At 59.0% G+C, this 21,890-nt stretch carries 18 protein-coding genes; 12 read left to right on the forward strand and 6 right to left on the reverse strand.

The genetic code is table 11. The annotated features are described in order from the left end of the window. The first annotated feature begins 1 nt into the window (after position 1). A complete protein-coding gene (hemDX, locus tag PZA18_RS08550) occupies positions 2-1,948 on the forward strand; it encodes a fused uroporphyrinogen-III synthase HemD/membrane protein HemX (protein WP_284100397.1) in 1,947 nt (648 codons plus the stop codon). Continuing rightward, positions 1,945-3,147, forward strand: a complete 1,203-nt coding sequence (locus PZA18_RS08555) for a heme biosynthesis HemY N-terminal domain-containing protein (protein WP_284100398.1) — start codon at positions 1,945-1,947, stop codon at positions 3,145-3,147. Before hemDX ends, PZA18_RS08555 begins: the two co-directional genes overlap by 4 nt. 110 nt (positions 3,148-3,257) lie before the next feature. Here PZA18_RS08555 and PZA18_RS08560 read toward each other — a convergent pair whose 3' ends face one another. The 5 genes from PZA18_RS08560 to PZA18_RS08580 all read right to left on the reverse strand — a co-directional run bounded on the left by PZA18_RS08560 (position 3,258) and on the right by PZA18_RS08580 (position 7,426). Further along, complete coding sequence (locus PZA18_RS08560; RefSeq protein ID WP_284100399.1) at positions 3,258-3,863, reverse strand: DinB family protein; 606 nt, start codon at positions 3,861-3,863, stop codon at positions 3,258-3,260. A gap of 188 nt (positions 3,864-4,051) precedes the next feature. After that, positions 4,052-4,504, reverse strand: a complete 453-nt coding sequence (locus PZA18_RS08565; protein WP_284100400.1) for a SixA phosphatase family protein — start codon at positions 4,502-4,504, stop codon at positions 4,052-4,054. Between the two features lie 20 nt (positions 4,505-4,524). Then, complete coding sequence (ppk1, locus tag PZA18_RS08570) at positions 4,525-6,594, reverse strand: polyphosphate kinase 1 (RefSeq protein WP_284100401.1); 2,070 nt, start codon at positions 6,592-6,594, stop codon at positions 4,525-4,527. 151 nt (positions 6,595-6,745) lie between these two features. Next, positions 6,746-7,018, reverse strand: a complete 273-nt coding sequence (locus tag PZA18_RS08575) for an oxidative damage protection protein (protein WP_284100402.1) — start codon at positions 7,016-7,018, stop codon at positions 6,746-6,748. A 150-nt stretch (positions 7,019-7,168) separates the two neighbouring features. Further along, positions 7,169-7,426 (reverse strand): hypothetical protein, encoded by a 258-nt coding sequence (locus tag PZA18_RS08580; protein WP_284100403.1) that lies wholly within the window; start codon positions 7,424-7,426, stop codon positions 7,169-7,171. Between the two features lie 280 nt (positions 7,427-7,706). On the opposite strand from PZA18_RS08580, the gene PZA18_RS08585 reads away from it, so the two are divergent. The 10 genes from PZA18_RS08585 (at position 7,707) to PZA18_RS08630 (ending at position 20,857) form a co-directional block, all read left to right on the forward strand. After that, the gene (locus PZA18_RS08585) at positions 7,707-10,202 is read left to right on the forward strand and encodes a hypothetical protein (protein WP_284100404.1); all 2,496 of its coding nucleotides are present in this window, start codon (positions 7,707-7,709) and stop codon (positions 10,200-10,202) included. A gap of 291 nt (positions 10,203-10,493) precedes the next feature. After that, positions 10,494-11,048 (forward strand): outer membrane beta-barrel protein, encoded by a 555-nt coding sequence (locus tag PZA18_RS08590; protein WP_284100405.1) that lies wholly within the window; start codon positions 10,494-10,496, stop codon positions 11,046-11,048. Positions 11,049-11,326: 278 nt separating this feature from the next. Then, on the forward strand, positions 11,327-13,813 hold the full coding sequence (locus PZA18_RS08595; protein WP_284100406.1) for a hypothetical protein: 2,487 nt from the start codon (positions 11,327-11,329) through the stop codon (positions 13,811-13,813). 190 nt (positions 13,814-14,003) lie between these two features. Beyond that, the gene (locus PZA18_RS08600; protein WP_284100407.1) at positions 14,004-16,040 is read left to right on the forward strand and encodes a site-specific recombinase; all 2,037 of its coding nucleotides are present in this window, start codon (positions 14,004-14,006) and stop codon (positions 16,038-16,040) included. A gap of 132 nt (positions 16,041-16,172) precedes the next feature. Next, positions 16,173-16,727 (forward strand): GbsR/MarR family transcriptional regulator, encoded by a 555-nt coding sequence (locus tag PZA18_RS08605; protein WP_284100408.1) that lies wholly within the window; start codon positions 16,173-16,175, stop codon positions 16,725-16,727. Positions 16,728-16,732: 5 nt separating this feature from the next. Further along, complete coding sequence (locus PZA18_RS08610) at positions 16,733-17,131, forward strand: thiol-disulfide oxidoreductase DCC family protein (protein ID WP_284100409.1); 399 nt, start codon at positions 16,733-16,735, stop codon at positions 17,129-17,131. 40 nt (positions 17,132-17,171) lie between these two features. Further along, positions 17,172-18,437, forward strand: a complete 1,266-nt coding sequence (locus PZA18_RS08615) for an SDR family oxidoreductase (protein ID WP_284100410.1) — start codon at positions 17,172-17,174, stop codon at positions 18,435-18,437. Position 18,438: 1 nt separating this feature from the next. Beyond that, positions 18,439-18,924, forward strand: coding sequence for a DUF2269 family protein (locus tag PZA18_RS08620; RefSeq protein ID WP_284100411.1), 486 nt, complete (start codon positions 18,439-18,441; stop codon positions 18,922-18,924). After that, the gene (locus PZA18_RS08625; RefSeq protein WP_284100412.1) at positions 18,921-19,364 is read left to right on the forward strand and encodes a cell division protein; all 444 of its coding nucleotides are present in this window, start codon (positions 18,921-18,923) and stop codon (positions 19,362-19,364) included. The genes PZA18_RS08620 and PZA18_RS08625 overlap by 4 nt, the downstream gene beginning before the upstream one ends. A gap of 14 nt (positions 19,365-19,378) precedes the next feature. Then, positions 19,379-20,857, forward strand: a complete 1,479-nt coding sequence (locus tag PZA18_RS08630) for a TIGR01777 family oxidoreductase (protein WP_284100413.1) — start codon at positions 19,379-19,381, stop codon at positions 20,855-20,857. Positions 20,858-21,002: 145 nt separating this feature from the next. On the opposite strand, the gene PZA18_RS08635 is transcribed toward PZA18_RS08630, so the two are convergent. Beyond that, on the reverse strand, positions 21,003-21,401 hold the full coding sequence (locus PZA18_RS08635; RefSeq protein WP_284100414.1) for an RHS repeat domain-containing protein: 399 nt from the start codon (positions 21,399-21,401) through the stop codon (positions 21,003-21,005). Positions 21,402-21,890 lie beyond the last annotated feature (489 nt).

A 21,890-nucleotide genomic window follows, 5' to 3' on the forward strand; every position in this document is an offset into this window, starting at 1 on the left:
TATGCCAGCCCCGACCGAATTACCGCTCACCCATCGACGTTTTCTGGTTACCCGACCGGCCGCTCAAGCCGAGCATCTTGCCGGGCTTATCCGAGCCGCTGGCGGGCAGGCCATCATCCTGCCGATGATCGAGATTGCGGCGACCGAAGCCCCTGCCGCGCTGGATTCGGCTCTGGCAAGACTCGAAGAATTCGACTTTGCCGTATTCGTCAGCACCAATGCCATTGCCGAGGTCGGACGCAAGTTACCTGATGTCTGGCCAGCCAATGTGGTCGCCGCCGTGGTCGGCCCCGCCAGCGCTGAAGCCGCACGGGAACTGGGAATCGGGGGGGTCATCGAACCCACCGAACGCTTCGACTCGGAAGGTTTGCTGGCAAGGCCAGAGCTGGCGGACATGAAAAACAAGAAAGTTGTGGTCTTCCGGGGCAATGGCGGACGGGAACTGATTGTCGAAGAATTATCCGCCCGTGGTGCGATCGTCGAAGTGGTGGAAGCCTATCGCCGCCTGCCACCCAAAGTGACCGCAGCCGAACTCGAAGCAGCCCTGAGTGACGGATGCGATGGCATCATCGTGACCAGCAGCGAGTCGGTTCGTAATCTCTACCAGATCAGTAACGACCACACCCGGCCGCAACTTTGCGCCGCGCTCACCTTTGCCCCCCACTCCAAAGTCGCCGACACTGCACGGGATTGCGGGGCTGGCCGCGTGGTACTGACCGCAGCGGGAGATGCAGGCATCGTCGCCACCCTCGAAGAATTTTTTGCAGCACCCGATATTGAGACTGCCGTATCCGGGCCTGATTTGCCGCCGGTGACCCTACCGGCCCCCGCCCTTAGTCTCGACAAGGTCAGCAGCACCGATACGTCGGCCACGGATTCGCCGCACAGCTATGCGCCGCCCCCTCCTCGCTTCGACAAACCGGCAGACGAGGCCAAGGCCCAGCCGACGGCGGATAAGCTGTCCCGTCGCCGGGTGCAGCTACCCCTGTATGTTGCAGCTGGTGCGGTCGTACTGAGCGCGGGCTTGTCGGTATGGCACCATCGCAACCAGACCGATTTGCGACTGGAAACCGGCACCCAACTCAATCAAGTCAGAAAATCCATTGCCGATGGCCAAGCCACCGCTGGCATGCACGAAAACCGTGAACGTGCGCTGGAAGCCCGCATCGCCGCCCTTGAAAGCCGGCTGGCCGAGTCACAAAGCCAGCAGGTGGCACTGGAGGCCATGTATCGCGACCTGACAGGGGATCGCGAAGACGCCGTCCTGGCAGATGCCGAACAAACATTGCAACTTGCCAACCAACAGCTGCAACTCGCCGGCAATGTCAGCCTGGCCCTGACTGCGCTGTATGGCCTGGATGAACGGCTGCAGGGTTTTGGCAAGCCCAACTTCATCGCCTTGCGCAAAGCACTGGCACATGACATCGACGCTCTCCGGCGCCTGCCTTACGTCGATACGGTTGGCCTGGCCGCCAAGATCGATACTTTAGCCGGCACGATTGACGCGCTGCCGTTGCAGATTGATCTACGCAGCGAAGGGGGTGAGCCACCCAGCTCCATCGCTGCCGATGCCAGCTTCTGGCAGCGACTGAAAGCCGACGTAGCACGGGAACTGCACCAGATCATCAAGATCCGGCATATGGATAAACCAGACGCGATGCTGATGACACCTGAGCAGAATTTCTCTTTGCGGCAGCACGTCAAACTGCGCCTGCTCAATGCCAGGGTAGCCTTGCTGCAGCGGGACGAAACCAGCTATCAAGCCGACATCAAGGCCGCCGAACGGTATCTGAAGCAATTCTTTGATGGTCGTGCACAATCGACCCAGGCCACGCTGGCAGGAATCAAGACCCTGCGCGAGACAAAGCTGGTGGTCGAGTACCCCAACCTTGCTGATAGTCTGGCCGCCGTGCGAGACAGCCGGCCCAAGAGCGGAGGGAATCAGTGAGAATCCTGATCTGGGCCATTGCCCTATTCGCCATTGCCGTCGGTCTGGCGCAATTTGCCCAGATCAACACCGGCTATGCCTTGCTGTTTGTCCCGCCCTACCGCGTCGAGCTGTCGCTCAATACCTTCGTATTGTTGATTCTGGCGGTCATTGGCCTTGGTTACGGCGCCTTGCGCCTGGTGGACTGGGTCTTGCTGCTGCCTAACACTGTCCGCCGTTATCGTGGCGAGCGCCGGATCAAAGAGGCTCGCGCACTGCAGCAGGACGCGCTGCTAGCCTGGTTTGAAGGCCGCTATATCCGCGCGGAGAAGTCGGCACAAAAAGCACGCGAGCTGGAGACCGAACCCCGCGCACAGCTGGTGAACTCACTGATTGGCGCCAAGGCAGCGCACGCCTACCGCAACTTTGAAACCCGCGACCGTTATCTCGAAGAAGCTCGCAGTGCCAGTAAGGACAATAGTCTGGCACTCGCCATGATTGAGGCAGAGTTGCTATACGAACAACGGCGCAGCCAGGATGCGCTGGCGGCCGTCGAGCGGGCATTGGCCATTTCGCCCAGACTGACTGCGGCACTGCGATTGGAGTTGCGCATCCGGCAGCAACTAAACCAGCCGGAGCGCGTACTGGAACTGGTTTCCCAGCTCGAACGCAGCGACGCGCTGGATACTGAGCAGTCATCGCGCATCCGCATCTATGCCCGGATAGCCCAGATTGAACGTGGCCAGATGAGCCCGAGCGAACTGAAGGACTGGTGGAGCAAGATTGACGAGAAAGAACGGGTGGACCCTCGCCTCGCCTCGACCGCAGGTCGTTGTTTTGCAGAAATCGGCGAAGGCAAAATCGCCCTGGAAATCGTCGCAGAAGCCATCCAAGCCAATCCCGATAGCGGTTTGATTGAACTATATGGACGGCTGGCCAATCTGGGTGGGCGCGAAATCGACACGCTGGCCCAGCTGCAACAGGCGGAAAGCTGGCTAAAGACGCGGCCCGATGATCACGTCCTGCTCCTGGCGCTAGGCCGTCTCTGCCGTGCTCGCGGATTGTGGGGCAAGGCCCAGAACTATCTGGAAGCCAGCATTGCCGTACAACCTTCGGTTGTAGCCCATGCCGAGCTTGCACAGCTGCTCGAGCACATTGGCCAACCAGATCAGGCAGACCGCCATTTCCGGCGTAGTCTCGCTCTGGCGCTTGATCGCTGAGCGACAGGCAGATGACCTGCGGAGAATGTCACCTCCGCCCAGTTATCGGTTGCACACTTAACAAAGGCTCCATCAGGAGCCTTTGTGCCTATTCGGATGACAGACCTGCTTCACGGCGCAACCGCTAAGGGTTTGGTAGCAAATTCGGTAAGGATCACCACCATTCTCTGGCGATGATCGCGGTCATGCTCGATCAGCATCTCTGTCAGATCAAACACATCCACCTCCTGCCCGAGTGCCAGCAACCTGCCTTTGCGTGCATAGCCTGCGGCATTAAGCCGCCCTAGACGGGTCACCAAGGTCTGACGGACATCCACAAAATCACGAATCGCTGCAGGTGCAGGCTGACACATATAGGCACGCTCTGTCGGCCAGTTGCTGACATCAACGCTGGCGAATAAGGGAATGTCCTCTGCCAGGGTTCTTGCAATACGCAATCCGTATAACTCGCAGTCGCAATCCCGTACATGCCATAGATGTTCGAGCAACGTCAGATCGTCGTGCTCAGGCTGACGCGACAACAGATGGCCGGGTAGCGAAAGATAAATACTTTCGATAAAGCCAATCATCTCTGCAAGTTGATTGACAAGCCGCAGCCGCTGGCTTTCAAAGCCCTTGTCCGGGCATAAATCGTTGTGCAAATCTTTGGCCTTGAAAATAGGGTTGTCGCGGATTTCGGCGGATAAAACAGCTGGCCAGCTCGCCGACGTACTCACACCGAGACCCTTCTACAGAAACTGACCAGCCTCAAAGCCTGGCATGGCACAGCATGAAGGGCCGGGTCGAGTTTTGGGTCATGGCGTCGTTAGGGGTCGTTTATTTAGCTCGCTAAACCTCACTCACCCTGCCTCGCCCTGCCCCAAAACTCGGCCCGGCGCGACCGGAAACAAAACGTCAACTGAGCCTAGAGTTGATCGGGTGTCATCAGCAGTTTGAGCACCGTCTGCCGCTCGCCATCACGCAGGCGGCTCTGTAACCACCAGATTGAGCCCTTTTTTACACTCCAGTCCGCCTCCAGCCCGGTCAGCAAACGTGACGCAACCCGGCCGATGGTGGGTTGATGACCCACCAGCACCACCTGCCCCCCGGCATGTGGCCAGTCCGCCACCGCCAGATAATTGGCGGCGGGCACATCCGGGTTCAGGCGCAGATCAATCTTGAAGTGCTCTGACAGCCCTTCTGCGGTTTCCTGCGCCCGCAGAGCCTGGCTGGCGATCAGGCGAACATCCTTCGACAAGCGCTCATCCAGCCAGGCACCCATGCGTTCTGCCTGCTTACGGCCTTTTGGGGTGAGGCAGCGCAGCAGGTCATCGCTGCCATCTTCCGCATCGGCGTGCCGCCACAAGATCAAATCCATTGGCTTTTCCCTTCTGCGATTCAGTCGCGGTCATGCGCACCGAGATCTGCAAGCAGGCTGGCCTGCGCCGAACGCACCTTGCCACCGCGTGACGCCTTGCGCTTATAGCGGCCATCCGGCTGCATTTCCCAGGCTTGGGTGTTATCAACCAGATACGGCCGAACCCCTTCACGCAGAATGCGGCGTTTGACTTTGGCGTCCAGAATGGGGAACGCCACCTCTACGCGCCGGAAGAAGTTGCGACCCATCCAGTCGGCAGAGGCCAGATAAAGGTCTTCCGCACCATCGTTGAGGAAATAGAACACCCGCGTGTGCTCCAGAAAGCGCCCAATAATCGAACGAACCTGAATATTCTCGGACATCCCGGGCACGCCGGGGCGTAGCGTGCAGACCCCCCGCACGATCAAGTGAATGGTGACGCCCGCTTGCGAGGCATCGTATAGCGCCTGGATCAGCGCGGGCTCCAGCAAGGAATTCATCTTGGCAATGATGATCGCCCGCCGCCCGGACCGGGCAATGGCCGCTTCGCGCCGGATGCCAGCCAGAACCGAGCTATGCAGGCTGAAGGGTGACTGCCATAGCCGCTTGAGCTGGCTGGAAGTACCCATGCCCGTCAGTTGCACAAAGATGTCATGCACATCTGAGGAGATTTCCTCGTTGGCCGTCATCAAGCCAAAATCGGTATACAACTTGGCCGTGCGGGCATGGTAGTTGCCCGTCCCCAGATGCACATAGCGCCGCAGGCGGCCTTCTTCCCGGCGAACAATCAGCAGCATCTTGGCATGGGTCTTGTAACCGTACACGCCATAGACAACATGCGCCCCCACCCGCTCCAGCTTGGCCGCCCAGTTGATGTTGGCTTCCTCGTCAAAGCGCGCCATCAGCTCAACGACGACTGTGACCTCCTTGCCTGCCGACGCCGCCTCGATCAGCGCCTCCATCAGTGCGGAATCGTTACCCGTGCGGTAGACCGTCATCTTGATCGCGACCACCATCGGGTCTTGCGCCGCTTGCTGCAGCAGATCAATCACCGACGTAAAGCTCTGGAAGGGATGATGCAACAGAATGTCACCCTGCCGGATTGCCCCAAAAATATCAGACTGCTTACGCAATTGTGCCGGCACACCTGGCATGAACGGCTTGAACTTGAGGTCAGGCCGGTCCACCTGATCAGGCACCTGCATCAGACGCACCAGATTGACCGGGCCATCCACACGGTAGACATCCGACCTCGCCAGACCAAACTGGCTCATCAGGAACTCTTCAACATGGTGCGGGCAGTTGTCTGCCACCTCCATACGCACCGCATCGCCAAACTGTCGTTGCGACAGCTCCCCTTGCAGTGCCGCGCGCAGGTCTTTGACATCTTCGTCATCCACCGACAGGTCGGAATCCCGTGTAATCCGGAATTGATAGCACCCCTTCACCTGCATGCCGGGAAACAGCTCTCCAACATGCGCGTGCAGGATCGAAGACAGGAAAACAAAGCCGTGCTCGACGTCTGAAATCTGCGCAGGCAACTTGATGAAGCGAGGAAAAATACGCGGGGCCTGTACGATCGCAGTCCCCGACACCCGGCCAAAGGCATCGCGCCCGTCCAGTTCCACCACAAAGTTCAAGCTTTTGTTAAACAAGCGGGGGAAGGGATGCGCCGGATCCAGACCTATCGGTGTCAGCACCGGCATCAGTTCACGGAAGAAATAGTCCCGCACCCAACTGCGCTGCGCTTCGGTCCAGTTACCGCGCCGCAGGAACTGCACCCCTTCTTCTTCGAGCGCAGGCAGAACAACCTCACGCAGGATGCGATACTGGCGCTCAACCAGATGATGGGCCTCTTCGCTGATGCGATGGTAGGCCGCCAGCGGCGACAGGCCATCCGGCGCAGGCCGGGCTGTATTCAGGCGTATGGTTTCCTTGACCCAAGCCACGCGCACCTCAAAAAACTCATCGAGGTTGGACGAGACAATGCAAAGAAACTTCAAGCGCTCCAGCAAAGGGTTGGCCGGATTTTCTGCCTGGGCCAGTACACGGCGATTGAACTCCAGCAGGCCCAGCTCACGATTCAGGAACAGATCGATAGACGGCGTCATCGTTACATGCTTGCGAAGAGGAAGGACGGATCTCGGCTAGATGCTGTTGTGTTTCACTCCCAAGCCACAATCATGGAAGCAAAAGACCACACCAGCACCCAGCAAACCCGCCCCATCAGATAAAAACAGGGCCGCATGAAGCGGCCGCTTATCAGGCAGACGGAGGTACGTAGCCTGCGGGCATTTCCGCCCCACCGCCGAAGAAATAACTTTCCAACTGATGCTGAAGATACTGGCGGGCTGACTTGTCAGCGAGGTTCAGCCGGTTTTCGTTGATCAGCATGGTCTGGTGCTTGATCCACGCTTGCCAGGCTTCTTTCGACACGGTCAGATACAGCTTGTTGCCCAGCTCTCCGGGCATAGGCGGGAAATCGAGCCCTTCGGCCTCGCGCCCCAACTTGACGCATTGAACCATACGGGTCATGGCTACTCCTTGAATTGTAAGACAGGACAGTGACCGTTCTGTGACGGCCGCTCAAGCCGCAAAGCGGCATAACTCAGCATTATAGCGCCGGCAAGGCGGCACGGCCGGTCTGCCATGTCGTATTCGGCAACCCGCCAATGAAACAAAAGGTCAGACCAGCCATGGCACTGGGCCGGATGGCAGATCTGGCACAGGCTGCGGGTTCTGTCGCACTTGCCGGTATTCCGCATGCTGCAAATCTGTTGCAAACCGGAAACGGACAATGGTTTCAGCAGCGGTGACGGCGCTTTGTTCAAAGTACTTTTCGACGGACAGCACTTCAAGCAGTTCAACTACCCTGCCACGCCAGGCGCTACGGGCGGCAGCAATACAACAACCCTCCGCTCGATACCCTGCCCAGAAAGCCAATCCGACTGGCCGGCAGCGACCAGGAGAATTTCAAATTTATGCTGATTAATCAGGCAGATGGGAAACGCTCCTCCCCTTCGTCCCGTCATTGCCCCGTGGTAAATCCTTCAGCAAGGCTTACATCAGACCTTTCGCCGTAGACACGCAGGCCGCACCAGCTTGTATCCTCCTGCGCTGCGGTTTGCGTTCCCGATATTCCTGAGGTCCGGACAACCGGCCCCACCGCCTGACAAACCCGCTAACAAACCAATAACGCTATTTATTTCTACCGAGGCACTCTTTGAAACGCGATCTTTCCTTCCCGCTCCGTCTAGGCACCCTGGCCCTCGCTACCCTCACCGTCTTCACTCTGACTGCCTGCAGCTCGGGGGGTGACAGTGGCAGTTCTTCCGGCAGCCAGTCGGGCGGACAAACCGGCGGTACCGCAACCTATCGTTCTGGCGACCTCGACCGTAATTTCGCCACTGCCGGCACCTTGCAGACGCAATTTGCCCAAGCTCCGGTGCGGCCGCTGGCCAGCCGCGTTCTGGCCGATGGCAAGCAAATCATCGTCAGCGAATCCAATGACGGCAGCGGACTGCTGATCCAGATCACCCGCCTGCTGGCTGATGGCAAGATCGACACCGGCTTTGGCAGCGAAGGCCGGCTACTGGTGCCCCCGACTGGCGACACCAGCGAACTGAGCGCCCTGACTGCAGCTTTCCAGACTGACAATCAGATTATTGTTGCGACCACCAGCACCCGCGTCGGTCGGGAAGTCCCCCATCCCGTCACCTTGCATCGCATCAAGCTCGACAGCGGTCTGGATCGCAGCTTTGCCAATAGTGGCAGCCTGCTGGTACCCAACAGCCACAACGTGGCAGCCCTCGCTATCGATAGCCAGAGTCGCATCCTGGCTTTGAGCCGCGACACGCTCTGGGTGAAAAACAGCCTGACGCGCTTCAGTCGTGACGGCGCCATCGACACCGCTTTTGCCTCTGGCGGTACGCTTGAATTGGCTACAGAGCAACAAATGGGGGTTAGCACACGCAGTCTGGCGCTGGATGCCAGCGGAAAAATCACCGTTGCGGGTCTAGTCAAAGGTAGCAGTGGTAAGCGCGATATTTTGCTGGTCCGCCGCTATCTGGCCGATGGCACGATCGACGCCAGTCTGAATGCCAGCGGGCAGATCCTGCTCGACAAAACCGGCCTGCATGCCGATTCGCCGCTATCCCTGCTGACGCAAGCAGATGGCATCTATCTTGCAGGACATCGGGATGGCGACAAGCTTGGTCAGCTTGCGCTGCTGCGCTTTAATGAAGCGGGCACCCAGGTCAAGACCTTTGACACCCCCTTCAGCGACAGCAATCTGACCAACGCCAGCCCACCAGCCCTGCTTGGCAGCCCGCAAGGCGGCATCATTATCGCTGCCCCCTATGTGACCTCCGCCGGCACCACCGAGGCAGGGGTGGTCAAACTCTCGGTACAAGGCGCAAACAGCGAGATCATCACCGGCATAGGCCGTGGCCTGAGCGGACTGGATGCCACCAGCACCGGCCTGACCATTGCCAGCAGCCGTCGCACCACCATTCTGCTGGTACCGGTCAATGACAAATTTCAGGTACTGGCCAACGCCGGCAACGACGATCTGGGCATGACCCGTTTTGCCCAAACTGTTTTGGTAGACACCAGCTATGGCCGCAACGGTACCAATTCACTGGAATTTGGTGCAGGTACCTACTTCAAGCAGGCCAACGTCACCAGCAATGCGGGGGATCGCGTGTTCATGAGCCTGAGCAATGCCTACAGCGCCAATCTGGCAGCGCTGGACAGCATCGGCCGCCGGGTGGGTGCCTTCGATAGCGTGACGCTGGCCAATGAACTGTCAGCCGCCGCCATCTACAGCATCGCCGCCACGGCCGATGGCGGTCTGGCGGTAGTCGGCGCTCGCCGCAATGCCGCCAACTTTAGCGTGAAGTTATGGCGGCTCGACAGCAACGGCCGGCGAGTCAGCAGCTTCGGGCAGAGTGGTGAAATGGACATCAGCCAACTGAACGCAACCAATCTGGCCAGCCTCAGTGATGGCAGCCTGCTACTGAGCGGCCGCACCTACCATCGCATTTCCAGTGCTGGCAAAGTCGTTGCCAGTGAACCCCTGCGCGGCAATCCCGTCCTGCAAGGCGGCACCCCACTGGCCTTGCCGGATGGCGGCTTTGTGACACTGCTTTGGGATAGTAATCAAGCCTGGATCAAACGCTTCAAGAGCGATGAACTGGAAGACACCAGTTTTGGGCAGGGCGGCACAGCCATGCTGCAACTGGCGCAGTCAGAAAGTGCAACCGGCTGGTCGATGATGCGGCAGAGCGACGGCAAGTTGCTGGTCAGCGTTACCCTTAGCTATGGCAGTCAGGATCAACGCTTGCGATTGTTCCGGTTGCAGGCGAATGGGCAGGTGGATACCAGCTTTGGCAGCAATGGCTCGATCGAGATTCTTGGCAACAACCGGCAGCAGGCAGGCTTCAACCATCGCCCCCGCCAGTTGGCCGTCAACACTGAGGGGCTGATCTATGTCGTCGCCAACCGTAGCGATGCCCAGACCAGCCACAGCAGTTTGCTGCGCTACCAGACCAATGGTCAGCTGGATGCCCGCTTTGGCAATGGCGGGGAGGTCGTGTTGAATCTGGGGGAGAAGGATGAGCCTTTAGGCTTGGCCTTGCAGGCAGGCCGTCCCGTCGTGCTTGCTCAGGCCACCATCAAAGGTAAGCCCTGGCAGGTGGTCAGCAAAGTGCTGCCGTAAGCACGCTGTCAGCAGGCGGGGGTCTGTAAAAAGCAGCAGATCGCCCTGCTTGCCACCGATCCGAATGGCCGATTGACCGGGTCAGGCAGGTGCCGGAGACACGCTCCGCACTGCCTGACCACTGCGCGATCAATTCAAAAAATGAATGAATAATCATAGACATAACCCTAACCAAACCATTCAGTTAGTCTCTGGTTAGTGGCGTTAGCCTCTTGTTAGTGGGCGATCTGACAGCAAGCTTTCAGAATGCGGCTTCTTTCGATTACACAACAACGATCCACGAGGATAGTCATGAAAAAGCAAAGCATTCTGTTCGCACTTCTCGCCACCATCGCCGCCCCGGTTTTTGCTGATGGTTTCTACGCAGGCGCCGATCTGGGCCGCAGCAAGCTGGAAGCCGATATCGATGATCATTACTCTCTGAGCGCAACGGATACCACTTGGTCGGTATTCGGTGGCTATGACTTCAACCAGTATCTGGCAGCTGAAGTGGGTTATCGCGGCCTGGGTTCGAGCAGCGAAACCGACACCATTTCTGGCGTTAAATACGATGCCACCCTGAAGGCACGCGCTCTGCAGTTCTCCGTATTGGGCAAGTTGCCGGTCAACGATCGCTTCGACGTGTTTGCTCGCCTGGGCCTGGCTTCCATTCGCGCCGAACTGGACGCCAAGGTAGGTAACCGCACCGTAACCCACCACGAAACCGAAACCAAGCCCCTGATCGGCCTGGGTGCACGTTTCGCCGTTACCAAGAATGTCGGCCTGCGCGCCGAATGGACACGTTTCGCCAAGCTGGAAGATGCCAAGCTGTCCACGCTGACTTTCGGCGCCGACATCCGCTTCTAAGCCAGCTTTCAGGAAGCGGTAGCCTCTGCTCTCACCGCAAAGGCCGCCTCCCCCAAACGGCACTCTGTTATCAGGGTGCCGTTTTGCTTTTTAACGACCAGATCACAACCCAACACAGCCAAATCGGGGAAGTTGCAATATTCACAATTCAATGAACTATTTCGAATGACGCGAACCTTATTCAGCGTGTATCTAGCAACAACCCTGCTAAATACTCGCTAAAAATCAATCAATTATTTCGGCAAAAGTCGCCGAATCGTCGCTTTGAGGTAGTCATTTTGGAATTTCGTCACCCCTCCCCGCTTCGCCTTAGCCATCTTGCCCTGGCCACACTTACCGCACTTGCCCTGACTGCCTGTAATTCAGGCGATAGTGGCAACTCCAACGAGCAAACTGCCCACAAGTCCGGATCACTTGACCCGAGTTTTGGCGAGAAAGGTAAATTGATTGAACAGGTCGGCCAGCCGACCAACTACGCGGTCGCCAGCCGGCAATTGGCCGATGGCAAAGTGATGCTGCTGCATAGTGTGGCCGATGGCAGCCCACGAATGATCCAAGTGCTGTTAAGCCGGCTCTTACCAAACGGCCAGCGGGATGACAGCTTCGGCAATCAGGGCAGTGTGGTGGTATCTGAGCTCAATTCCCTGGATGGCATCGGCATTTACGCTGCTGCCATACAACCAGATGGCCAACTCGTGTTTGCCATTCAGGAACAGCGGGTAAGAGGCCCACGCCCCCCACTGCGCTTGATACGGATCGGCCTGGATGGTAAACGCGATACCAGCTTCGGCAATCAGGGCGAATTGACGATTGAAACCGTCGCCTTTGTCAAATCAATGACCGTTGATGAAGCGGGCAACATTGTCGGCGCAGGATGGAGCACGAGGGTTGCCGGCAGCGCTTCAGCGGTATTCCGAGTCAATCGGTACGGCAAGCTGGATACTGGCTTCGGCCAGGGAGGCACAGCCGTGATCATGGCCAACCGCACATCACATTTACAGACCGACAGTTTAAGCATCGACTCACAAGGGCGAATTCTGGTCGCCGCCATGACGGAGGTAGCCAGCGACACCAGCGCCCAGCTGGTGGTCAGCCGACTGAATCGTGATGGTAGCCCCGACACCAGCTTGAACAATAGTGGCGAGCTGGTACAAAGCCAGACTGGCGGACATAGCCATTCGTCGCTGGCCATGACCCCTGAAGCGAATGGTGGTTTTGCCGTTGCCTACAATCGCCGGGAGAAAATCAGAGACCCCATCAATGTCCTGCGCTTCCGCGACGATGGTAGCCTGGCGGCCATCATAGAAACCCCACTCTCCACGCCATCCAATGGGATTGGGGATCGGATCGGGCTGGTTCCCACCTCAGATGGTCGTCTGTTGCTCGCCAATAACTCGCCCTCCAACCAGCAAAATGAAGTGGCCTTGGTCCGCCTGGGTCGAGGTGGTACCAGCGGCGATTACGGTCGCGATTTCAGCTTTGGTAAGGATGGAGTGCTGCAAACCGGCATCACTGGCGTGAGCTTCGGCACCAGCCTGGACCTCAGCCGTACCAGCAATGGCATTCAGCTTTTCGCCAGCGGCAATAAATCCGAGCTGACGGCCCTGAGCTTCGATAGCCTCGGCAACCCGGATAGCCGTTTTGGCAAGAGTGGGGTCAGTGAGCTGAACTTCGGTCTGGGTAGCGTTCCCCAACAAACCGCCATGGCCGCCAATAACGCGAACCGGCTGTTTGTTGCGACAACCGCTGCCTCCCGCACCAGTCTGCTGATGCTCGATGCCAATGGGCGACGGGCCAGCCTTCCAAGCGGCACCCCCAACCCCTCCAATACGACCGGCATCGACCTGCTGCAGGACATGACCGCGCTACCGGACGGCGGTATCGGCCTGATGGGCACCCGTTGCCAGCTTTCCGATGATTGCAGCTTGCCCGTGGTAACCCGGCTGGATGCCGATGGTCGTCGCGTCAGTCGCTTTGGCAATGAAGGCGAAGTCAGCCTCAAGGGCGACGCCATTGCCGCAATGCCGGACAACGGACTGGTCGTCAGCCATTTCAGCGGCTACACCCGACTCAATGCAGAAGGCAAGGTGCAGTATCAGGTTGGTAGCGATAACCAGTGGCTGACCGGCGCCCCGCTTTACCTCACAGGCAAGCTGACCAGTGCCCAGGATGGCAGTTTTGATGCGCTGGCCTGGCGCTACGATGTGGTCGGCATCATCCGGCACCTGCCGGACGGCAAGCTGGACGAACGACTCGGCAACAAAGGCGTCGCCAGTCTTCCGCTTGGCGGGGCCCAGAGGCTGGATAGGTGGACGCAACTGCGCCAGAGCAACGGCAAGCTGCTCTTGGCCGGGGTGATCAAATATAGCGATGATGACCAGCGCCTGCGGATCTACCGGCTGACTGCGGATGGCAAGCCGGATACCAGCTACGGCAGCAACGGCATGCTGGAAACACCGCAACGCAGCCACCCCGTCAACTTCGACAACAGCAGCCGTACCCCGCAGCTGGCCCAGCAGGAAGATGGCAAGCTCTATGTACTGGCCCGCAGTAGCGAGAACGGCTCAAGCCATACCCGCCTGTTGCGCTACACCGCAGACGGCCAGGTGGATTCCAGCTTCGGCAATCAGGGTGAAGCGGTATTGAACCTGGGTGACACTGAAGTCCCGCTGTCGCTGACCATGCAATCCGGCCGGCCCGTAGTCAGCAGTCAGATTACGCTCAAAGGCTTTAACCGCCTGGCGATTGCACGGGTTCTTCCGTAAAACCCCCTCTGAAATTCCCGAAACCGCCTTGCAGCGAGGCAGTTTCGGGGCCTGCGAACTTTTCTGGCGTGAAAGAGCCTCTATAACGGTTGCAGTCACCCAAGCAAGCCGGCGGCACGGCAGTTTGTGGTGACTCGCCCTCCCCTGCTTGGGTTTTGACCCAATTTCATCTTCCCGAAACGAGAGGCCAATGAAACTGGACGCCCCACTATCCCCCGGCAACCCATCGCTTGCGGCCACCGCCTTCGACACGATCCTCGACCAGCTCATCGTTCGCCCGGACGATGCAGGCACCGACTCACTGGCCCGTTTGATTGATCTGATCCGCCCAACCCGGTTGTCAGCGCTCGATGCCAGCATCAACGCCATCCGCTCGCTGACCTTCCTGCTGAGCCAACGTCCCGACTACCGGCAGGCGCTGCGCAACCACCTGATGACCGTGATCGGCAGCCGACGCCAGCTGCAGCTGTATACCGACAGCGGCATCCTCAGCAATGAAGGCATCTGGAGCGCCTTTCGTAACCGGCTGGGCGCCAAGCTGCTGCCCGCCGAGTACCGCGATGGTTATCTTAAAGATGTGCTCGGCAAGCTGTTCGACCGCCAGGATGACTACGAATGGGTCGCAGCACTGCCTGACGCCGTCTGGCTGGATCTGTGGCAGGTGCTGGAAATCGACGAACACGCGCCGGCGATTCATACCCGCAACAGCCGGCTGGAAATGCTGGAAGCCGCGCAGGTGCTGTCGTACCGGATTGCGGCCATCGGCCTGGAGCCGGAGCTGGTACGCAACCATCCGGCCATTGAGCAGTTCGAATCGCCGTTTCTGACGCAGAACGTGGTGCTACGTGATTATCTGGAGCAATACAAGGCGCGCTTATTCGACCCAGCGCAGGCACATGAGGATGACCGCCATGTGCGGGTACTGCTCGACCAGTGTGAAGACGTCGTGCGCAAGGTCCGCAAAACTGCTGCCCGTGAAGGCGTCAGCGTCAGCCTGACTTACCTGATGGTGCGTCTGCGCCAGCATCTGGATCGCCTGCGCCTGCTGCTTGATCTGCTCGACCCGGAAGGCGTCGCCGATCTGCCGCAGCGCTCGCTTGCCCTGTTCAAGACTCTGGTCGAAGCGGAAAACCGTCGCACCAGTCTGGTTGATCTGTTCACCACCAATACCGACTTGCTGGCTCTGCAGGTCACCGAACACGCTGGCCGTACCGGCGAACATTACATCGCCAGCAATCGTGGCGAATGGCTACAGATGGGGCGGTCTGCCATGGGGGCCGGGTTCATCGTCGGTTTCATGGCCCTCGTCAAGATCCTGCTGGCCAAGCTCAAATTGGCACCGCTGATCGAGGCGTTTGCCTTCAGCATGAATTACTCCCTGGGCTTCATGCTGGTTCATATTCTGCATTTCACAATCGCCACCAAACAACCGGCCATGACTGCCGCAGCCATTGCCGCCAGCATGGAGCAACACGACAAAGGCCGTGGCGATGCGCTCGATGGTCTGGCAGAGCTGATTGAAGCCGTTGCCCGAACCCAATTCGTGGCGATTCTGGGCAATGTGTTGGTCGCCATTCCCACCGCCCTGCTGATTGCCGTAAGCGTCAAATACGGCCTGGGCGAAGTCTGGATCAGCCCTGAAAAAGCCCGCCATCTGCTGCACGACCTCGATCCAATCCACAGTCTGGCCTTGCCCCATGCAGCCATCGCCGGAATCTGCCTGTTTCTGGCCGGTTTGATATCTGGTTATTACGATAATCAGGCGATCTACAACCGGGTGCCAGCCCGATTGCAGCAATTGCGCTGGCCGCGTCGTTTGCTGGGTGAGGCGCGCTGGAGCCGCGTCTGCGCGTATGTCGAGAACAATTTGGGCGCACTCGCCGGTAACTTCTTTTTCGGCATCATGCTGGGTTCGATCGGCACCATCGGCTTTCTGCTTGGCCTGCCTATCGACATCCGCCACATCACCTTTTCGTCGGCCAATCTGGCCTATGCCGCCGTTGCGCTCGACTTTCAGCTGCCTTGGCAAACCTGGCTGCTGTCGGTCGCCGGCATTGCCTTGATCGGCGCCACCAACCTTGCCGTGAGCTTTGGCCTTGCCCTGTTTGTTGCCTTGCGTGCCCGCCGCACCAGCTTTACCCGTAGCCGCGCCTTACTGGGGAAACTGGCCAGCCGCTTTATGCGAGGCCCCCGCCGCTTCTTCGTCGCCCCAGCCGAGGAGAGTTAGGCTCTGTTGAGGTTTGGTTCTGCTGACGCCCTCTGCACGAGGGCGTTTTTCTTTGGCAGACGATAAGCGGCATTGCTTGATTTCTGTCTTTGCATTAAATTTCAGAAAAGTCAGAAATTAAAGGAATTAACGATGCAACTCTCTCCCACCGCCCAGCGTTTTGTTTTGCACTGGGGTGAAATGGGTACCCGCTGGGGCGTCAACCGCACGGTGGCGCAAATTCATGCCCTGCTGTTTCTGGCCGACCGGCCGCTGAATGCCGACGAGATTGTCGAGACGCTGGGAGTCGCCCGTTCCAATGTCAGCGTCAGTCTGAAAGAGCTGCAAGGCTGGGGGCTGGTGCGCGTAGTGCATGTGATGGGCGACCGCCGCGACCATTTTCAGACCTTTGAGGATGTCTGGGACATCTTCCGTGTGGTGGTGGAAGAGCGGAAACGGCGTGAGATCGACCCAACGCTGACGGTGCTGCGCGATTGCACGCTCGAAGCCGAAAGCGACCCGATGCTTTCTGACTCGGCCCGTCGCAAGTTGCAGATGTCGCTGGATTTTATGGAGTCGATGGCCGAAGGCTACGATGAGTTGAAGCGCCTGCCCCCGGCTACCCTGATGCGCCTATTGCACTTTGGCAGCAAGGTTCAGCGCTGGTTTGGCCGCAAGGATGAAGCCCCCGACAACGAGAGGAAGTAATGAACATGCAAACCTACCCCTTGATGCTGTTCTATGACGGCGCCTGCCCCCTGTGCGTTACCGAGATGACTCGTCTACACCAGCGTGATCGGGCTGGTCACCTGCAGATGGTCGATATTGCCAGACCCGATTTTCAACCCGAGCGCTACGGTGCCAGCCTGGACGCCATGCGCACGGAATTGCACGGGCTTACGGCCGATGGCCGGTTGCTGGTGGGTATTGATGCCATCTACGCCAGCTACGCTGCAGTAGGCTGGGGCTGGCTGGCTGCCCCACTCAAAATCAGCCCGCTCAAGCCCTTCTGGCGCCGGGCCTATCGCTGGTTGGCACGGAATCGTTATCGGGCCAGCCAAGTATTGGGCTACCGCTGCACGGAGGGCGTTTGTAGCGCCCGCTTCAAGTAGTTTTTGGTTCACTAATTTCATTTTTTACTGAAATTTCAAAATGAACACTATCCATCCCCATCGCAAGGCACTGGTGCTTGGTAGCTGTGGCACCCTGGGCCGAGCCATCACCCAGGCGCTGACTGCTGCTGGCTGGCAGGTGTGCGGTGCCGGTCGCCAACCTTCACCACACTGGCAAGGCGACTGGGTGACCCTTGATCTCGCAGCGGCCGACCTCGGCCCTTGGGTGGAACAACTGGCCGCATTTGATCTGGTTGTGAATTGTGTCGGCATCTTCACCGAAGCCCGGGCCGGTGACTTTGACCGGCTGCACCGGCTTGGCCCCGCGGTGCTGGCTGAAGCCTGCCAACTCACCGGCTGTCGCCTGATCCATCTTTCTGCCCTGGGTAGCGCAACGGATGCCCCAACCGCCTACTGGCGCAGCAAGGCAGCGGGAGATGGTGCGATCCTGGCCAGTGGGGCGGATGCGGTGATTGTGCGGCCGTCGCTGGTTTTCAGCCCGGAGGGTGCCAGCAGCCGGCTGTTCCTGACGCTGGCCAGCCTGCCGGCCTTGTTATTGCCCGGCGCCGGTCAGCAGCTGGTGCAACCACTGCATAGTGCCGATCTGGCAGAACTGGTGTGCCACCTGGCCGAAGGGGCACAGCAAGGTATCGTCAACGCGGTGGGCCCGCGGCCGCTACGTCTGCGCGACTATCTATCGGCCCTGGCACTCGGCATGCAGTGGCCTGTCCCCCGGATCGTGCCGATACCAAGTGGTCTATCGAAAGGGCTGGCGACACTGGCCGGGCTTCTTCCCGGCAGCCTGCTCAATCGCGACAGCCTGCGTATGCTCGACAGCGGCCACAGTGCCGACCCGGCCCCGGTCGTCCAATGGCTGGGACGACCTTTGCGCGAGGCGACCAGCTTCGCCAGCCCAGACAACCGGGCAAGCGCGATATTGGGCTGGAGCATGCCGCTGTTCCGCTTTGTGATGGCTTTTGTCTGGTTGTGGACGGCGTATGTGTCGTGGTTCGCCTACCCACACGGCCCCAGCCTGGGCTGGCTCGCGGCCTGTGGCATTCCTGCAGACTGGCAGAAACCCACGCTGGCCGCCGCCAGCCTGACCGACGCGGTGTTGGGCTGCCTGCTGCTTTGGCGCCCCCCTCGCTGGATCTGGTCGCTGCAGATTGCACTGGTGGCCGGCTACAGCCTGCTGCTGACGCTCTTTCTACCGGATTTCTGGTTTCACCCCTTTGGCCCCCTGAGCAAGAACCTGCCAATCCTGGCTGGACTGCTACTGGCCTGGGCCCATTATCGGAGGCAATGACATGGACTACCTGACCATGAAATGGCTGCACATCCTGTCATCCACCATCCTGTTCGGCACGGGTATCGGAACTGCGTTTTATATGTTTGTCGCCAACCGCAGTGGCGATCTGCGCGCCATCAGCGTGGTGACGCGCTGGGTGGTACGGGCGGACTGGGTATTCACCGGCAGCACCGTGATTTTCCAGCCACTGTCGGGCTGGTGGATGGCCCAACAGGCCGGCTTTGAATTCGGCTTCGGCCTGGCCAATACCCCGCTTAACTGGCTGGGCCTGACCGTGCTGCTCTACGTCATGGCCGGTGCCTGCTGGCTGCCGGTGGTGTGGCTGCAGATCAGGATGCGTGACATGGCAGCCAGCGCCCTGGCCAGCGGCCATGCCTTGCCTGCACGTTACTGGCGGTACGAAAAGATCTGGTGCGTCCTGGGCATTCCCGCCTTCACCAGCCTGGTCTGGGTATTCCACCTGATGGTGGTAAAGACCATATGAACACCCCACGCTTTCGCCAGGTCTGCTGCATCTGGCTGGGCATCGCCTGTATCAGTCATGTGCTGATTGGTGCCCTGTTGCCAGTACTGGCCCAACTGCCAGCCCTGCAGCCCTATCACGAATCCATCGAGCGGGCGTTCTGGGGAACGATTGCCCCTGCCGCTGCCCGCCAGCAGCAGATCTGGTGGATCAGTCTGTTTGGCGCCACGGTACAGGGCGTAGGCATCTGGATGCTGGGCCTGGTGATCTGGGGCTGGCGTAGCCGTGCGGTGGCAGCATGGTGGTGGCTATTGGCAGGTCTGCTGTGGTGGGCGCCGCAGGATATGTGGATCTCCTGGCAGATCCGCAATCAGGCGCATGTTGTGGCCGATCTCTTCGCACTGATCACCCTCTTGCCACCCTTGCTCTGGCTAATTCGTCATGATCGAAACACTACTTGAAAGGAGCTGAAGCCATGAGCACAGCGATTCTTTATCTATTAGTTGTCCAGGGCCTGCTCGGCGCTGCCGATGTCCTGATCAACCATGAATTGCGCGAGGGCTTGCCCGCTCGCGCCAGCGCCCGGACCGAGCAAGCATTGCATGGTGTGCGCGAGCTATTGTATGCCGTGGTGTTTGCCGGGTTGGCCTGGTTTGAGTGGCGCGGCATCTGGGCCGCCCTGTTCGGTGGCGTGCTACTGATAGAGGTCGTGCTCACCGCCTGGGATTTCGTCGAAGAAGACCGTACGCGCCGCCTTTCCGCCACTGAGCGCGTCATGCATCTGGTGCTGAGCATGGGCGGAGGCGCCTATGTGGCGCTGCTCGTGCCGATTCTGTTGACCTGGGGGCAAGAAGCCAATCAATTATTGCGGGTAGACCACGGCATCGCCAGCCGCTTGCTGAGTCTGCTGGCCATCGGCGTGTTTGCCTGGGGAGTCCGGGATCTAATCGCCGCGTTGCAAACGCACCGCACGCCGACGACTCCGCCGCTCGACTTTGGCCCCGAGCCTCGTCACGTGCTGATTACCGGCGCCACCGGCTTTATCGGTAGCCGTCTGGTAAACAGTCTGCTGGCCGCAGGCCACCGCGTGACGGTCCTGGCCCGGCAACCGCTGGCAGCCAGCATCTTGTTTCAGGGTCAGGTACGGGCGGTCGCCACTTTGGAGGAGATCGGCGATGCCGAACGGCTTGATGCCATCATCAACCTCGCCGGCGCCCCCGTCATCGGCCCTCGCTGGACCCCTTCACGCAAAGCCACGCTGCTAGCCAGCCGTGTCGTCACTACCAACGCCATCGGCCAGCTGTTACGCCGGCTGACCCACGCGCCGGAGGTATTGATCAATGGCTCGGCGATTGGCTATTACGGTGCACGCGGTGACGAGGCGATCAGCGAGAATGGTGCGCCCCAGAATGTGTTCATGTCCGAACTATGTCAGCGCTGGGAAGCCGCAGCCCAAACCGCCAGCCAGGGCCGCTGCCGCCTGGTGATCTTCCGGCTCGGCATCGTGTTTGGGCAAGGAGGGGCACTCCCCAAGCTGCTGCTGCCTTTCCGCCTGCGCAGTGGTGGTCGCATGGGTAACGGTCAGCAATATATGAGCTGGGTGCATGTCGAGGATGTACTGGCCGCCTTCGCGCTGGCCATGCGCGACACCCGTCTGCTGGGCATCTATAACCTGACAGCACCCGAATCAGTCCGTCAGGCCGAATTTGCCGACGTCTGCGCCCGCCGTTTTGTGGGCGGACGATCGTGGTTCCATCTGCCGGCTTTCGCCTTCCGCAGCCTGCTTGGCGAGGCCGCCACGCTATTTGTCGAGGGTCAACGCGTGGTACCACTCAAACTGCTCCGGCATGGGTTTCACTTCCGTTACCCAACCCTGGTCAGCGCTTTGGATGCACAGCTCGGCCATCGCCGCAGCCCCTTGCCCGTCACAACTGCACACCAGAAGGCTCACTGATCCGGAATAAAAAAATGCCCCATCCGTGGTGATGGGGCATTTCGCTTGACGCTGTCGTTGTTTGTTTTGCGATTCGGCTTTGGTATTTGTTTTTGGAGTCACATCCGTTTGTGGGTGTGACGCCTGAGAATGCCGGATTCTCGGTTCAGTTCAGTACAAAAGGCATCTGCTCGCTGGCACCATCCAGCACCGCAGACAGCCACTCTTCTTCAAGCCGGCCAACCGCCGCCTGCAAGATGCCGTCCGGGTCATGCATGGTTTCAGTCAGCAAATTACCCCGGCTGTCAAAGGTGTACTCAATGCTGTGGCCTGCGCTATCCCGAATGTGAACCAGGCGCTGTGAGCAGTCGTAGTCGTAAGCCACCCAACTGCCATCCGGCCAGGTAATCCGCTCAATCTGGCCAATGTCGCCATACTCATAGCGAGTGACTTCAATGCCGGCGGGTAGCTGCCAGTTCGGGCAAGCATGCGTCACGCTATGGTTGGGCTGCGTCTCGAATACTTCATGGCCCTGCAGAATCATTGCTTCTTGGTTGTTACACATGATGTTCGTTGCGTTGTCTCTTGTAATCATCTGTCTGCAAGCCACACCGCCATCGGCACCTGGCACTCCCCGCCCGACCATTGCGACGCAGTCGCAAGACAGCCAGACAAACCGGCATGGTTTTGCAAAACGAGCCGCAGTCTATCGAGAGAAACCCTTACTTCCACTGCCGTTCGTCTGATTCACTGAATATCTTTGTCGGATTATTAGAATATGTGTCATATCCGCAACACACCAAGAACACTGTCATTACCATCAGTCGATATTTGATATTTCCCTTAAAAATCAAACAAAATACAACGTCATACGGCATGCCGATATGCCAGCACCCATGCAATTTCATCAAGTTTTTCTTGACACAGCTTGATAACGTCATAAGCGCATACTGCATCAGCCTTTTGTCCCGATTTGAAGATCTGGAATTCCGACAATACTTAGGCTGCGAAAGCGAAGTCATGCTTCGCAGCTTTCGGTCATTAAGAAACATTA

This window comes from Parachitinimonas caeni, assembly GCF_030129945.1.
In the GTDB taxonomy this organism is placed as follows: domain Bacteria; phylum Pseudomonadota; class Gammaproteobacteria; order Burkholderiales; family Chitinimonadaceae; genus Parachitinimonas; species Parachitinimonas caeni.